Genomic DNA, 15,589 nt, shown 5'->3' with positions numbered 1-15,589 from the left:
ATACGGGCCGGTCGGTCTCCTCCGCGACCATGACCGCAGTGCTATCAACCGCCGTCAGGGGCTCCGTGTCAACAGTGGGGCGGGAAACCGTGCCGTAGTCGTCACCTTCATGACCACTCCGCCGCGCACCGGTGGCGGGGTCAGCGGGGCAGGCCGAGCCGCTCGGCGGCGTCGGCCCAGGCCCGGTCGTCGCCGCGCGGGGTGTGGGTGCGCAGCGGCTGGGTGCGGGCCACCAGATCGCGCATTTCGGCCAGGTCGCCGACCACGCCGTGCGCGCGGGCCTGGACCAGGACGTTGCCGAGGGCGGTCGCCTCGACCGGGCCGGCCACGACCGGCAGGCCGCAGGCGTCGGCGGTGAGGCGGCACAGCAGCTCGTTGCGGCTGCCGCCGCCGACCAGGTGCACGACGTCGATCTCCTGGCCGGACAGCCGCGCGGCCTGGCGGAGCGTGGCGCGGTGGGCCAGGGCGAGGCTGTCCAGGACGCACCGGACGATCTCGGCCCGGGTGCGCGGCTCGGGGTCGCCGCGGCGGCGGCAGTGCGCGGCGATGCGGGCCGGCATGTCGCCCGGCGGCAGGAACTCGGGGTCGCCGGCGTCGATGAGGGAGCGCAGTCCGGGGACGTGCTCGGCCTCGGCGACCAGGGCGGGCAGGTCGGGGGAGCCCCAGGCGCGCAGCGACTCCTGGAGCAGCCACAGGCCCATCACGTTGCGCAGGTACCGGACCGTTCCATCGATGCCGCCCTCGTTGGTGAAGTCGGCCTCGCGGCTCGCCTCGGTCAGCACCGGCGCGGGCAGCTCCACCCCGACCAGCGACCAGGTGCCGCAGGAGATGTAGGCGAAGCGGGGGCCGGTGGCGGGGACGGCCGCGACGGCCGAGGCGGTGTCGTGTGAGGCGACCGCGGTGACCGGCAGGTCCCCGGGGAGCCCGGTCTCGGCGGCCACGTCCGGCCGCAGCGTCCCGATCACCTCGCCGGGGTCGCGCAGCGCGGGGAGCGGCCCGGCGGGCAGGCCGAGCCGGTCCAGGACGGGACGCGACCAGGTGCCCGCCCGGACGTCCAGGAGGCCGGTCGTCGAGGCGTTGGTGCGCTCGGCGCCCACCTCCCCGGTCAGCCAGTAGGCGAGCAGGTCGGGGATCAGCAGCAGCGTGTGCGCGCGGGAGAGGGCGGCGCGGTCGGCGACGAGCTGGAAGACGGTGTTGAACGGCAGGAACTGCAACCCGGACGCCTGGTAGAGCAGGTCATCGCCGGCCTCGGCGCCGACCCGTTCCCGGACGCCCTCGGTGCGCGCGTCGCGGTAGTGCACGGGATTGCCCAGTAGGGCCCCGTCGCGGTCGAGCAGCCCGTAGTCGACGGCCCAGGAGTCGATGCCCACCGAGACCAGGTCGCGGGGCGCCGACCGGAGGCCGTCGAGCACGTTCCCGTACAGCCCGAGGACGTCCCAGTGCAGCGTGCCGTTGGCGCGCACCGGGCGGTTCGGGAACCGGCGCTCCTCGGCCAGCGTCAGGACGCCGGGCGCGACGCGCCCCGTCATCACCCGGCCGCTGGACGCGCCGAGGTCGACGGCCGCGAACGCGGCGGGGCGGCTCATCGGCCGCCGTCCTCGACGAGCAGGACCTCGAGGGTCCGCGGCCCGTGCACGCCCTCCACCCGCGACAGCTCGATGTCGCTGGTGGCCGACGGGCCGGAGACGAACGTCAGGGGCCGCCGCGCGTCGAGCCGCTCGAGCGCCTCGGGAACGTCGGGCGCGACCTGCCCGGCCCGCACCACGATCAGGTGGTAGTCGGGAACGAGCGACAGGGCGCGCGGGCCCTGCGCGGGGCCGTGGTCGAGCACGATCGTGCCGGTCTCGGCGATCGCCGCCGTGCAGCCGGTGACCGCGCCCGCCATCCCGTCCAGGTCGGCGACCGCGGGGGCGTGCGCGAGGGCGGCGGCGTCCGCCGCGGCGATCCACCCGGCGGGCAGCCCGTCCGGCACCGCGTGCACGCCCGGCCGCGCGGCGAGCAGCTCGGCGACCGCGCCGGGCAGCTCGTCCGGCGTCACCCGCCGCACCATGGCGCGGTAGTCGGCGACCCGTTCGGCGAACAAATCCAGAACGCCGTCGTCGTGGTGGCGGCGCAGGTAGTCGCGGGCGATCCGGTCGTAGGAGGCGGCGACCTCCGCGGCGTCGCGGCGGGGCGCCACCCGTTCGATCCGGCCGAGGATCTCCTCGCGCGCGTTCACTTGTCCCTCTCCTCTGTGCGGCCGCCGTCGGTCCGGGCCCACCAGGCGCGGAACGACTCGGGCGGTGGTACGGGCGCGTCCCGGGTGTCGGTCCACGCCTTGAGCGGCCCCGGCAGGCGGCGGATCCGGCCGCGGCGGCCGACGAGGCGGCGGCTCGCGGACGCGGCGCGCTGCGCGAGCGCGAGCCGGGTCGGCGAGCGCAGCGTCCAGCCCGCGGCGTTCATCGCGGTGCGTTCCAGCGGATGGCGCGGACCGCTCTCGACCGCGCGGGCGCGCAGGTGCACCAGCACCTCGGGGATGTCGATCGCGACCGGGCACACCTCGTAGCACGCGCCGCACAGCGAGGACGCGAACGGCAGCGACGCGTCGACCTCGGACCCGATGCCGCGGATCTGCGGCGACAGGATCGCGCCGATGGGCCCCGGGTAGGGCGACCCGTAGGCGTGCCCGCCCGCGCGCGCGTAGACGGGGCACACGTTCAGGCACGCCGAGCAGCGGATGCAGCGCAGCGCCTGCCGCCCGACCTCGTCGGCGAGCGTCGCGGTGCGCCCGTTGTCGAGCAGGACCAGGTGGAACTCGCCCGGCCCGTCGCCCGGCGTGACGCCCGTCCACGCGGAGGTGTAGGGGTTCATCCGCTCGGCCGTGGACGAGCGCGGCAGCGACTGGAGGAACACCTCCAGGTCGCGCCACGACGGGACGAGCTTCTCGACGCCCATCACCGAGATCAGTGTCTCGGGCAGGGTCAGGCACATGCGGCCGTTGCCCTCCGACTCCAGCACCACCAGCGTGCCGGTGTCGGCGACCGCGAAGTTGACGCCCGACACCGCGACCTTCGCCGACAGGAACTTGGCCCGCAGGTGGCGCCGCGACGCCTCGGCCAGCTCGGCGGGGGAGTCGGACAGGCCCTCGGGCGCGTCCGGCATCGACCGCAGGAAGATGTCGCGGATGTCGGACCTGTTGCGGTGGATGGCCGGGACCAGGATGTGCGAGGGCCGGTCGTCGCCGAGCTGCACGATCAGCTCGGCGAGGTCGGTCTCGTAGGCGGTGACGCCCTGCTCGGCGAGGGCTTCGTTGAGCCCGATCTCCTGGGTCGCCATCGACTTGACCTTGACGACCTCGGTCTCGCCGGTCGCCTTCACCAACCCGATGACGATGCGGTTGGCCTCGTCGGCGTCGCGCGCCCAGTGCACCGTGCCGCCGGCGGCGGTGACCCGCTCCTCCAGCATCCGCAGGTAGTGGCCGAGGTTCGCCAGGACGTGGTCCTTGATCTGCTTCCCGGACTCGCGCAGCGCCGCCCAGTCGTCCAGCTCGGCGACCGCGTCGGCGCGCCGCCCCCGGATCGTGGACGTGGCGTGGGCGAGGTTGCCGCGCAGCCGGGTGTCGGCCACGGCGGCGCGCGCGGCGGACGGGAAGGACGGCATGCCGACGTAGGTCGGCATCGCGGGGCCCTCGTGATGGGACGTCGCGCGGTGGGACATCGCGCGGTCGGGCGTCGTGCCGGTCATGCGGGGTCCTCCTCGGTGGCGGCGAGGATCTCGGCCAGGTGCACCGTCCGCACCCCGGCGCCGGCCCGGGTCAGGGCGCCGCCGATGTGCATCAGGCAGGAGTTGTCGGCCGAGCACAGCGTGCTCGCGCCGGTGCTGCGCACGTTCGCGACCTTGTCGGCGCACATCGCCGCCGACACCGGGGCGTTCTTGAGCGCGAACGTGCCGCCGAAGCCGCAGCACTCGTTCGCCTCGGGAAGCTCGACCAGGTCGATGCCGCCCACCTCGCGCAGCAGCCGCAGCGGCCGGTCGCCCACGCGCAGCATCCGCAGCGAATGGCAGGTCGGGTGGTAGGTGACGCGGTGCGGGTAGTGGGCGCCGACGTCGGTGACGCCGAGCACGTCGATCAGAAACTCCGACAGCTCGTACACCTTGGCGGCCGTCTCAGCGGCCTCGGGGACGAGCCGCGCGTGCGAGTCGCGGACCATCGCCGCGCAGGACGCCGACGGCGTCACCACGGCCTCGTAGGAGGCGAACGCCTCGGCGAACCCCTTCACGAGGGGGACGGCCTGGTCACGGTAGCCCGTGTTCAGATGCATCTGCCCGCAGCACGTCTGTGCCATCGGGAAGTCCACCTCGTGCCCGAGCCTGCGCAGCAGGCGGACCATCGCCTTGCCCGTGCCCGGGTACATCGTGTCGTTCACACAGGTGACGAAGAGCGCGATCTTCATTCGGCCGTCACTCCGTTCCTCCTCCGCCGCGCCGGCTGGACTCGCGGATCACCAGTTCCGGCTGGAACATGACCTGCTGGTGGGCGTGGCCCTCCGGATCGTCGCACTCCTCCAGCAGCAGCTCGGTGGCGATCCGGCCGAGCTGGTACGTCGGCTGCCGCACCGAGCTGAGCGGTACGGCCGCCGCCGCCGAGAACTCGATGTCGTCATACCCGATCACCGCCACGTCGCCCGGGACCTGAACGCCCGACTGGAGCAGGACGCGCAGCACCCCGAGGGCGAGCAGGTCGTTGGCGCAGAAGATCGCGTCGGGCAGCGGGCCGCCGTCGTCCAGCAGCCGCCGCGCGGCCTCCTGGCCGGCGCGGGCGTTCATCGCCGGCACCGCCACGTCCCGCAGGGTCCCGGGGGCCAGCCCGGCGGTGCGCAGCGCGCGCAGGGCGCCCTTGCGCCGGTCGGCGCACTGCCGCAGCGCGGTGGGCCCGGTGACGAACGCGAGCGTGCGGGCGCCGTCGGCCAGCAGCCGGCCGGCCGCCAGCTCGCCGCCGGCGACGTCGTCGACCGCGACCGAGCACTGGTTGGCGCGGGGCGTCGGATGGTCGAGCAGGACGACCGGCATCCCGCGGGCGCGCAGCCGGTCGGCGTTCTCCCCGTCGTCGCCGACCGGGGTGAGCAGCACCCCGCGCACCCGCTGCTCGGCGAACACCCGGATGTTGCGCTGCTCGCGGTCGTCGGACTCGCCGGAGGAGGACAGGATCACCGCGTAGCCGCGCTCGCTCGCGCTCTCCTCCACCCCGCGCGCCATGTCGGTGAAGAACGGGTTGCCGAGGTCGAGCACCATCAGCCCGATCGTGCTGCTGTGCCCGGCGCGCAGCGTGGACGCCGAGCCGTTGCGGACGAAGCCGAGCTCGCGGATGGCGGCCTCCACCCGGGCGCGGGTCGTCGCGGCCACCCGCTCGGGGCGGTTGAGCACGTTGGAGACGGTGCCGGGCGAGACGCCCGCGTGCCGCGCGACCTGCTTGATGCCCACCGTCTCGGGGCCTGCGCCGCCGTCAGTGCTCAATCGTCTGCCCCCGGGTCGGTCCGCTGGTGCGCGCATCCGGATCCCGCCGCGCGTGGACGGGGATGCCGCGTGTGTGTGCCGCGCTCACTTTGGGTCATCGAATTAAAACGTGTCAACCCCGCTGACGGTACCTGTTGCGGCCAATCCGGCCGTCCGGGCGCACCTTTCGAATCCCGTGTTTCCCCTGTGACCACTGGGCTTTCGCGGATTCGACCAGGTTCGGACCCGGTTTGACCCCTTGACGGGTGCTCCGGGTCACATCTACCGTCCTGCGCAACATCCCGTTAAAACGTTTTTCATCTGTCCGACACACGATCCCCCGGCGAGGAGGGTGGCGATGAGCGCAGCCGCGCGGTCGGCACCGCCGACATTGGCACTGGTCAACGTGAGCAAGTCGTTCGGCGCGGTGCGCGCGCTGCGGGACGTCACCCTGGAGCTGCACGCCGGCGAGGTGCACGCCCTGGCCGGCGAGAACGGCGCGGGCAAGTCCACCGTCGTGAAGACGTTCGCCGGCGTGCACCGCCCCGACGGCGGCGAGGTGCGGGTGGACGGCGAGCCCGTGACGTTCGGCGGTCCCGCCGACGCCCAGCAGGCGGGCGTCGCGGTGATCTACCAGGAGCCGACCCTGTTCCCCGACCTGTCGGTCGCGGAGAACATCTTCATGGGCCGGCAGCCCCGCTCGGCGCTGCGCCGCATCGACCGCCGGACCATGCACGAGCGGACCGCCGCGCTGTTCGAGCGGCTCGGCGTCGCGCTGGACCCGCAGCAGCCCGCCCGCGGCCTGTCGATCGCCGACCAGCAGGTCGTCGAGATCGCCAAGGCCATCTCCCGGGACGCGCGGGTGCTCATCATGGACGAGCCCACCGCCGCGCTCACCGGGCAGGAGGTCGCCCGGCTGTTCGCGGTGACCCGCACGCTCCAGGAGCAGGGCTGCGCGATCCTGTTCATCTCGCACCGGCTGGAGGAGATCTTCGAGCTCTGCCAGCGGGTGACGACGCTGCGCGACGGCGGCTACATCGGCACCGATCCGGTCGCCGGGCTCACCCCCGACGACCTGGTCCGCCGGATGGTCGGCCGCGACCTGGACGCGCTCTACCCCAAGCAGGACGTCACGCCCGGCGACGTCGCGCTCAAGGTGGACCGGCTGACCCGCGAGGGCGCCTTCACCGACGTCTCGTTCGAGGTGCGCCGCGGCGAGATCGTCGCGCTGGCCGGGCTGGTCGGCGCGGGCCGCAGCGAGGTCGCCCGCGCGATCTTCGGGGTGGACCGCTGGGACGCCGGCTCGGTCGAGATCGCCGGGAGCCGGCTGCCGGTCGGCAGCCCCACCGCCGCGATGGCCGCCGGCCTCGCGCTGGTCCCCGAGGACCGCCGCCAGCAGGGCCTGGTCATGGACATGTCGATCGAGCGGAACATGGGGCTCACCCAGCTTCGCTCGCTGCGCCGCGAGACCGGGCGCGGGCCGCTGATCTCCCGGACGGTCGAGCGCGACCGCGCCCGCGACTGGGCGCTGCGCCTCCAGCTCAAGTACGCCCGGCTCACCGACACCGTCGGGGTCCTGTCGGGCGGCAACCAGCAGAAGGTGGTGCTGGCCAAGTGGCTGGCCACCGAGCCGACCGTGCTCATCGTGGACGAGCCCACCCGGGGCATCGACGTCGGCACCAAGGCCGAGGTGCACCGGCTGCTGTCGGAGCTGGCCGCGCAGGACCTGGCGGTGCTGATGATCTCCTCCGACCTGCCCGAGGTGATCGGCATGGCCGACCGGGTGCTGGTCATGCACGAGGGCCGGCTCGCCGCCGAGATCCCGCGCGCGCAGGCCACCGAGGAGAGCGTGATGGCCGCCGCCACCGGGCGGGCCGGCACGGGAAAGGCGGCCTGACCCCATGACCGTACTCGCCCAGTCCCCGCCCCGGCCGGAGGCCGGTGGCCCGGCCGGCAACGGCCGCCGCCTGGTCGACCTGGTGCTGCGCGCCCGCGAGCTGAGCATCCTCGGCGCGCTGCTGGTGCTGGTGGCCGCCACCACGATCGCCAACCCGCGCTTCATGTCCGAGCAGGGCATGAAGGACATCTTCCTCAACGCCTCGATCCTGGCGCTGCTGGCCGTCGGCCAGACCATGGTCGTGGTCACCCGCAACATCGACCTGTCGGTCGGGTCCGTCGTCGGCCTCGTCGCCTTCGTCGCCGGCAAGTACGCCTCCGGCGGCGACCGCAGCCTGCTGCTGGTCGTCCTGCTCGGGGTGCTGCTCGGCGTCGGCTGCGGGCTGGTGAACGGCCTGCTGGTCAGCTTCTGCCGGGTACCGGCCCTGGTGGTCACCCTCGGCACGCTGTACGTGATCCAGGGGGTCGACCACGCGGTGGCGCACGGCGAGCAGATCGGCGCTGCCGACCTGCCCTCGTCGCTGCTGTCGCTCGGCAACGACTCGCTGCTCGGCGTCCCCTACCTGCCGATCATCACCGTGATCGCGATGCTGATGATCGGCTACTACCTGCGCTCCTACTCCTCCGGCCGCGAGTTCTACGCGATCGGGTCCAGCCCCGAGGCCGCCGGCCTCGCGGGCGTCTCGATCCGGCGCCGGGTGCTGACCGCCTACCTGGTCAGCGGCGGCCTCGCCGGCCTGGCCGGGGTGCTGTGGCTGGCCCGGTTCGGCACCGTGGTCGCCGACGCCGCGCACGGCTGGGAGCTGAAGGTCGTCAGCGCGGTCGTCGTCGGCGGCGTCGCCATCACCGGCGGCGTCGGCACGGTGTACGGCGCGGCGCTCGGCGCGCTGCTGCTCACCACCATCGGCAGCGTGCTGGTGGTGCTGAAGGTCAACTCGTTCTGGCAGGACGCCATCACCGGCCTGCTGCTGCTGCTCGCCATCAGCGTCGACCGGCTGCTGTCGCTGCGCGTCACCAAGGCCCTCAAGGCCAGGTCCCGGTCCGCCGGACGGCCGGTCCGCACCGGTGGGGCCGAGGGCCGCGCGGGCGTCGGGGCGGCGCCACCGGGCACGACGCCACCGGACAAGGCGCCACGGGACTCCGGGCCGCAGGACACAGAGGAGAAGGTGCGGCATGACTCCTGACGTGAGCAAGGCGGCGGCCCCGGGAGGGCGCCGGCTCGCCGGGGGACTGGTCCGCTGGGAGACGGCCGTCACCGCGCTGCTGATCGTGGTCTTCATCGGCGGCGCCGGGACCTCGCCCGGGTTCGCCACCACCGACAACCTCTCCTTCGCGCTCGGCGACCTCAGCGAGATCGCGCTGATCGCGCTGCCGATGACGCTGCTGGTGGTCTGCGGGCAGGTGGATCTGTCGGTCGCCTCGATCCTCGGGCTGTGCAGCGCCCTCACCGGCAAGCTGTGGGACGCGGGCCTGTCCATCGAGATGATCATCCCGCTGGTGCTGGTGATCGGAGTGGTCTGCGGGCTGGTGAACGGCCTGCTGGTCACCCGGCTCGGGCTGCCGTCCCTGGCGGTGACGATCGGCACGATGACGCTCTACCGCGGCCTGGCGTACGTGGTGCTGGGCACCGAGGCGATCACCGCCTTCCCGCAGACCTACACCGACCTGGCCACCTCGAACGTCCCCGGCACCCCGGTCCCCTACCCGATCGCGGTGTTCGCCGTGCTCGCGATCGCGACCGCGGTGACGCTGCACGCCACCGGCGTCGGCCGGTCCCTGTTCGCCATCGGCGCCCAGGAGGACGCGGCCCACTTCGCCGGGATCCGGGTCAAGCGGATCAAGCTCGTGCTGTTCGTGCTGTCCGGCCTGGTCGCCGGCTTCGCCGGACTGGTGTTCACGCTGCGGTACGGCAGCGCCCGCGCCGACAACGGCCTCGGCTTCGAGCTGACCGTGATCGCGGCGGTGCTGCTCGGCGGCGTCGACTTCGACGGCGGCAAGGGCACGCTCGGCGGCGTCATCGCCGCGGTGCTCCTGATCGGCCTGCTGAAGAACCTGCTCATGCTCAACGACGTCTCGGGCGACACCCAGGCGATCGTCACCGGGCTGCTGCTGATCGTCTCCGTCCTCACCCCGCGGCTGATCGCCGTGGTCCGTGAGGCACGGGGCAGACGGCGGGGCGGCGGGCCCACCCCGTCCACCGCCCCCGCCGCCTCCACCTGACCCCTCTCCGTCCCCCCTCCCCCCCCTGACACGACCCTGGACATCCGAAAGGCACCGAGATGACCGTTCGCACGCGCTCGCGCGTCCCGTTGCGGCACTTCGCCGCGATCGCCTCCGCCAGCGCCCTGGCCCTCACGCTCGCCGCGTGCGGCGGCACCACCAAGGACTCCGCCGGCTCCGGCGACGGCAAGGCGGCGGCGGGCAAATCGTCCGCCGACCCGAACGCGCCCCTGAAGAAGGGGCTGAAGGTCGCGTTCCTGCCCAAGCAGGTCAACAACCCCTACGAGACGATCGTCGACAAGGCCGGCATCGCCGCCGCCGCCGAGTACGGCGGCACCGCCAAGGAGGTCGGCCCGTCCGACGCCTCGGCCTCGTCGCAGGTGTCCTACATCAACACCCTGGTCCAGCAGCGGCACGACGCGATCCTGATCGCCGCCAACGACGAGAACGCGGTGTGCGGCCCGCTCAAGCAGGCCATGGCCAAGAAGGTCAAGATCGTCGCCTACGACTCCGACACCGCCAAGGAGTGCCGCGACCTGTTCATCAACCAGGCCAGCTCCGAGGAGATCGGGCGCAGCCAGATCAAGCTGCTGTCGGAGCAGCTCGGCGGCAAGGGCGAGATCGCGATCCTGTCGGCGACCGCCAACGCCACCAACCAGAACACCTGGATCAAGTTCATGGAGGACGAGCTGAAGAAGCCGGAGAACTCCGGCCTCAAGCTCGTCAAGACCGCCTACGGCGACGACGACGACCAGAAGTCGTTCCAGCAGACCCAGGGCCTGCTCCAGGCGTACCCGAACCTCAAGGGGATCATCTCGCCGACCACGGTCGGCATCGCCGCGGCGGCCCGCTACATCTCCGGGTCCAAGTACAAGGGCAAGGTCGCGCTGACCGGCCTCGGCACCCCCGACCAGATGCGCCAGTTCATCAAGGACGGCACGGTCAAGCAGTTCGAGCTCTGGGACCCCAAGAACCTGGGCTACCTGGCCTCCTACGCGGCGGCCTCGCTCGCGTCCGGGCAGATCTCCGGCGCGTCCGGTGAGAAGTTCAAGGCCGGCAAGCTCGGCGAGCGGACGATCGGTGAGAACGGCGAGGTCATCCTCGGCCCGCCCACCGTCTTCGACGCCAAGAACATCGACGAGTACCACTTCTGAGCACCTCCGGCCGCGGCGCGCCCCGTCCCCCCGCCGGGAGGACCGAGGTCCGCGGGACGCGCCGCGCGCCGGTGACAGGTGAGACGTGAGACGAGGACGGTCATGAAGCGTGCCTGCTTCCTGCTGAAGGTCAGGCGGGACCGCATGGCGGAGTACCGGCGGCGCCACCGGGAGGTGTGGCCCGACATGCTCGCCGCGCTGAGCGAGAGCGGATGGCGCAACTACTCGCTCTTCCTGCGCGACGACGGCTTGCTGGTCGGCTACCTGGAGACCGACGACTTCGAGGCGGCGCAGGAGCGGATGGCCCGGACCGGGGTCAACGCCCGCTGGCAGGACGAGATGGCCCCGTTCTTCGAGGATCTGGACGGCCGCCCCGACCAGGGGATGCTGCCGCTCACCGAAGTCTTCCACCTTGACTAGAGGATCGGAGAGTAGGAACCCGTGACAGACATGACCGCGGTGAAGGACGCCCTGCGCCGCCAGCAGATCGAGACTCCGTCGTGGGCGTACGGCAACTCCGGCACCCGGTTCAAGGTGTTCGCCCAGCAGGGCGTCCCCCGCACCCCCCGGGAAAAGATCGCCGACGCGGCGCAGGTGCACCGCTTCACCGGCGTGGCCCCGAGCGTCGCGGTGCACATCCCGTGGGACACCGTGGACGACTACGCCGAGCTCGCCGCGTACGCCGTGGACCAGGGCGTGCGGATCGGCGCGGTGAACACCAACGTGTTCCAGGACGACGACTACATGCTGGGCAGCGTCACCAACCCGGACCCGGCGATCCGCCGCAAGGCCCTGGACCACCTGCTGGCCTGCGTCGACATCATGGACGCCACCGGTTCGCGCGACCTGAAGCTGTGGTTCTCCGACGGCACCAACTACCCCGGCCAGGACGACATCCGGACCCGCCAGGACCGGATGGAGGAGGCCCTCGCGGCCGTGTACGAGCGGCTCGGCGACGACCAGCGGTTCCTGCTGGAGTACAAGCTGTTCGAACCGGCGTTCTACATGACCGACCTGCCGGACTGGGGCGCCTCGTACGCGCACTGCCTCAAGCTGGGCCCGAAGGCGCAGGTGGTGGTGGACACCGGGCACCACGCGCCGGGCACCAACATCGAGTTCATCGTCGCGTTCCTGCTGCGCGAGGGGAGGCTCGGCGCGTTCGACTTCAACTCGCGCTTCTACGCCGACGACGACCTGATGGTGGGCGCGGCCGACCCGTTCCAGCTCTACCGGATCATGCACGAGGTGCTCCGGGGCGGCGGCTACGACCCGGCGACCGGGGTGCGGTTCATGCTCGACCAGTGCCACAACATCGAGCCGAAGATCCAGGGCCAGATCCGCTCGGTGCTGAACGTCCAGGAGGCCACCGCCAAGGCGCTGCTCATCGACACCGCCGCGCTGGGCGAGGCGCAGCGGACCGGTGACGTGCTCGGCGCGAACGCGGTGTTCATGGACGCCTACAACACCGACGTTCGGCCGCTGCTGGCCGAGCTGCGCGAGGAGATGGGCCTGCACGCCGACCCCGTCGCCGCCTACAAGGCGTCGGGGTACTACGAGCGGGTGGTCGGCGAGCGCAAGGACGGCCAGGCCGCGGGGTGGGGCGCGTGAGACCGCGCCCCCGCCGCGGCGCGGCGCTGCTCCTGACCGGCGGGATGGTGGTCGCGGGGGCGGCGCCGGCGCAGGCCGCCGCCCCGGCGGGACTGCGCGTCACCGGGATGGAGACCGAGCACGCGACCGCGCCGATCGCGGTCGCCGCCGCGAACCCGCGGCTCGGCTGGCGGCTCCGCTCGGACCGGCGCGGGGAGCGGCAGACCGCCTATCGGATCTCGGTCGCCGCCGAGGCCGGCGGGGGCCAGGTGTGGGACTCGGGCACGGTGAAGAGCGCGCGCGCCTACGACGTGCGGTACGGGGGCCCCGCGCTCAGGCCCGCCACCCGCTACACCTGGCGGGTCCGCGTGGCCGACGCCCGCGGGCACTGGACGGGCTGGAGCGCCAAGGCGGCGTTCGAGACCGCGCTCGCCGGGGACGGCTGGCGCGGCTCGTGGATCGGCGCGCCCGACGCCGCCGCGTCCGCGCCTGACCTCAAGGGCAGCAGCTGGATCTGGTTCCCCGAGGGCGACCCGGCGACCAGCGCGCCCGCGGCCACCCGCTACTTCCGCGGGGCGGTCGACCTGGCCTCGGTGCCGCAGGGCGCCCGGCTGGTCATGACCGCCGACGACGGCTTCACCGCCTGGGTGAACGGCACGGAGGTCGGCGGCCGGGAGCCCGACCCGTCCAAGGAGAACTGGAAGCGCCCGATCGTGGTGGACGTGGCCGCGGCGCTCCGCCAGGGCCGCAACGTCATCGCGGTCAAGGCCACCAACGGCCGCCAGAGCCCGGCGGGTCTGCTCGGCCGGCTCGAACTCCCGGGGCAGGCGCCGAAGGCGTTCGACACCGGGGACGCGTGGCGCGCGCTCGACACCGCGCCCGCGGCCGAGTGGACCGTTCCCGGGTTCGACGACGCGTCCTGGAAGGCCGCCAAGGTCCTGGTGCCGTGGGGCGGCGCGCCGTGGGGCGAGGTGTCGGTCGAGGCGCCGTCCCGCCCCGAACCGCTGCTCCGCCGCGACTTCACCGTCCCCGGCAAGAAGGTCGCCAGGGCCCGGCTGTACGCGGCGGCGGGCGGGTACGCCGAGCTGAGCCTGAACGGCGAGAAGGTCGGCGACGAGGTCCTCGCGCCCGGGTTCACCCGCTACGACAAGCGGGTCGAGTACGTCACCCACGACGTCACCAGGATGCTGCGCCGGGGCGGCAACGCCATCGGCGCGCGGCTCGGCCGCGGCTTCTACGGGATGACGCAGGAGAACGTCTGGAACTGGCACAAGACGCCCTGGACCGCCGAGCCGCGCCTTCTCGCCCAGCTCGTCGTCACCTACACCGACGGGTCCGCGCAGACGATCGCGACCGACGGGCAGTGGCGGTACGCCGAGGGCCCGGTGCGGTACGACTCGCTGTTCGGCGGTGAGACCTACGATGCCCGCGAGGAGAAGCCCGGCTGGGACCGCGCCGGGTACGACGCCGCGTCGTGGGGCCCGGCGACGAAGCTGGCCGCCCCGGCGGGCACGGTCGTCCCGGAGGAGCACGAGCCGATCAAGGTCACCGGCACGATCCGGCCCTCCTCGGTGACCAGCCCCAAGAAGGGCACCCACGTCTTCAAGCTGCCCGCCAACATCGCCGGATGGGCGCGGATCCGCACGCACGGGCCGAAGGGCGCGCAGGTCACGCTCAAGTACGGCGAGCGGCTCAACGCCGACGGCACCGTGCAGGTGAGCAACGGCAACGTCACCGGACGCGTCCAGACCGACGAGTACGTCCTGGCCGGGCGCGCGGGCACCGAGACCTGGGAGTCCCGCTACACCTACAAGGGCTTCCAGTACGTGGAGGTCACCGGCTGGCCCGGCGACGCGGCGCCCACCACCGCCGACCTGGACGGCCGCGCCGTCCACACCGACCTGCGCCCCACCGGGTCCTTCCGCAGCTCCAACGCGCTGTTCAACCAGGTCAACACGATGACCCGGCAGACGGTCGTGAACAACTGGCACGGCATCCCCACCGACACACCGATGTACGAGAAGAACGGGTGGACCGGGGACGCGCAGCTCATGGCCGACATGGAGATGACCGAGTACGACCTCCGGCGGCCCTTCACCAAGTGGATGACCGACCACCGCGACAGCCAGGGCGCGGACGGGCTGATCCCCGGGATCGTCCCCGACAACGGGTGGGGCCTCGGCTACTACGGCCAGGCGCCGCCGTGGCACGCCTCCTTCACCGCCATCCCGTGGCAGATGTACCAGCGGTACGGCGACAAGGACGTGCTCGCCGCCAACTACCCGGCGATGACCCGGTACCTGGACGGCTGGCTGGCCAAGGCCGACGGCGAGGGCCTCTACCCGAGCAGCCTCACCGACTACCTCGCGCCCGGCTACGGCGGTAACACCCCCGAGGACGCGCGCCTCGCCGGGACCGCCTACACCTACTTCAACACCACGACCGTCGCGGAGGTCGCGCAGGCCCTCGGCCGCACCGCCGACGCCGCCCGCTACCGGGCCGCCGCCGCGAAGACCAGGGACGCCTTCAACAAGGCGTTCCTGCGCGGCGACGCCTACGTCACCGCGTCCGACCCGGGCTACCGGCAGACGTCGGCGCTCCTGCCGCTGGCGTTCGGGATCACGCCGGAGGCGTCCGAGAAGGCGGTCACCGCGCGGCTGGTCAAGGACGTCGAGGACCGCGGCGGCCACCTCAACACCGGCGCGCTCGGTACCAAGTTCCTGCTGACCGAGCTGACCGAGCGCGGCCAGGGGGAGCTGGCCTACAAGATCGCCGACCAGAAGACCTATCCGAGCTGGGGCTACTGGGCCGCCAACGGCGCGACCACGCTGTGGGAGCGCTGGGACCTGGACGCCCGGTCCCGCGACCACGTGTTCCTCGGCGGGGCGATCGGCGAGTGGTTCTACCGGGACCTGGCCGGCATCCGGTCCGCCGCGCCCGGCTACGACCGCGTCCGCATCGCGCCGAAGCCGCTCGGCGACCTGACCTTCGTCGAGGCGTCCACCGAGACGCCGCACGGCCCCGTCGCGGTGCGGTGGGACAGGCGCGCCGGCGGCGGGCTCGGGCTGCGCGTCCGGGTCCCGGTCGGCGCCACCGCCGAGATCGAGATCCCCGCCGCGTCGGCCGCCGCCGTCACCGAGGGCGGGCGCCCGCTCGCCTCCGTGCCCGGCGTCCGGGTGCTCGGCGCCGCCGGCGGGACCGTCCGGGTCGAGACCGGCTCCGGCGGCTATGACTTCCAGGCCCGCAAATGAGCCACCGAA

At 73.0% G+C, this 15,589-nt stretch carries 12 protein-coding genes; 7 read left to right on the top strand and 5 right to left on the bottom strand.

Annotation, left to right across the window (positions count from 1 at the left end; all coding sequences use genetic code 11):
- Positions 1-140: 140 nt before the first annotated feature.
- The 5 genes from OHA34_RS08965 to OHA34_RS08945 form a co-directional block, all read right to left on the bottom strand.
- The gene (locus tag OHA34_RS08965; RefSeq protein ID WP_329521313.1) at positions 141-1,586 is read right to left on the bottom strand and encodes a rhamnulokinase; all 1,446 of its coding nucleotides are present in this window, start codon (positions 1,584-1,586) and stop codon (positions 141-143) included.
- Complete coding sequence (locus tag OHA34_RS08960) at positions 1,583-2,218, bottom strand: LutC/YkgG family protein (protein WP_285940621.1); 636 nt, start codon at positions 2,216-2,218, stop codon at positions 1,583-1,585. Before OHA34_RS08960 ends, OHA34_RS08965 begins: the two co-directional genes overlap by 4 nt.
- A complete protein-coding gene (locus OHA34_RS08955; protein WP_329522385.1) occupies positions 2,215-3,639 on the bottom strand; it encodes a LutB/LldF family L-lactate oxidation iron-sulfur protein in 1,425 nt (474 codons plus the stop codon). Before OHA34_RS08955 ends, OHA34_RS08960 begins: the two co-directional genes overlap by 4 nt.
- Positions 3,640-3,719: 80 nt before the next feature.
- Positions 3,720-4,433 carry a (Fe-S)-binding protein gene (locus OHA34_RS08950; RefSeq protein WP_285940620.1) on the bottom strand — a complete coding sequence of 238 codons (714 nt, stop codon included), beginning with the start codon at positions 4,431-4,433 and terminating at the stop codon, positions 3,720-3,722.
- A gap of 7 nt (positions 4,434-4,440) precedes the next feature.
- The gene (locus OHA34_RS08945; protein WP_285940619.1) at positions 4,441-5,493 is read right to left on the bottom strand and encodes a LacI family DNA-binding transcriptional regulator; all 1,053 of its coding nucleotides are present in this window, start codon (positions 5,491-5,493) and stop codon (positions 4,441-4,443) included.
- Positions 5,494-5,830: 337 nt separating this feature from the next.
- On the opposite strand from OHA34_RS08945, the gene OHA34_RS08940 reads away from it, so the two are divergent.
- From OHA34_RS08940 to OHA34_RS08910, 7 genes are all read left to right on the top strand, one after another.
- Complete coding sequence (locus OHA34_RS08940; RefSeq protein WP_329521312.1) at positions 5,831-7,369, top strand: sugar ABC transporter ATP-binding protein; 1,539 nt, start codon at positions 5,831-5,833, stop codon at positions 7,367-7,369.
- A gap of 4 nt (positions 7,370-7,373) precedes the next feature.
- A complete protein-coding gene (locus OHA34_RS08935; RefSeq protein ID WP_329521311.1) occupies positions 7,374-8,552 on the top strand; it encodes an ABC transporter permease in 1,179 nt (392 codons plus the stop codon).
- Positions 8,542-9,588 carry an ABC transporter permease gene (locus OHA34_RS08930; protein ID WP_285940616.1) on the top strand — a complete coding sequence of 349 codons (1,047 nt, stop codon included), beginning with the start codon at positions 8,542-8,544 and terminating at the stop codon, positions 9,586-9,588. Before OHA34_RS08935 ends, OHA34_RS08930 begins: the two co-directional genes overlap by 11 nt.
- Before the next feature lie 59 nt (positions 9,589-9,647).
- On the top strand, positions 9,648-10,742 hold the full coding sequence (gene rhaS / locus OHA34_RS08925; RefSeq protein WP_285940615.1) for a rhamnose ABC transporter substrate-binding protein: 1,095 nt from the start codon (positions 9,648-9,650) through the stop codon (positions 10,740-10,742).
- A 102-nt stretch (positions 10,743-10,844) separates the two neighbouring features.
- On the top strand, positions 10,845-11,162 hold the full coding sequence (locus OHA34_RS08920; protein ID WP_285940614.1) for an L-rhamnose mutarotase: 318 nt from the start codon (positions 10,845-10,847) through the stop codon (positions 11,160-11,162).
- A gap of 30 nt (positions 11,163-11,192) precedes the next feature.
- Entirely contained in the window at positions 11,193-12,350 is a 1,158-nt protein-coding gene (gene rhaI, locus OHA34_RS08915) for an L-rhamnose isomerase (RefSeq protein WP_329522384.1), read from the top strand.
- Positions 12,347-15,580: a family 78 glycoside hydrolase catalytic domain gene (locus OHA34_RS08910; RefSeq protein ID WP_329521310.1), complete on the top strand. Its 3,234-nt coding sequence runs from the start codon at positions 12,347-12,349 to the stop codon at positions 15,578-15,580. Before rhaI ends, OHA34_RS08910 begins: the two co-directional genes overlap by 4 nt.
- The last annotated feature ends 9 nt before the right edge of the window (positions 15,581-15,589 follow it).

Origin of the sequence: Spirillospora sp. NBC_01491 (assembly GCF_036227065.1) — a bacterium.
Lineage (GTDB): Bacteria > Actinomycetota > Actinomycetes > Streptosporangiales > Streptosporangiaceae > Spirillospora > Spirillospora xylanilytica.
Note: the sequence above shows the minus strand (reverse complement) of the source record. Positions and strands in the feature narration are given on the sequence as shown.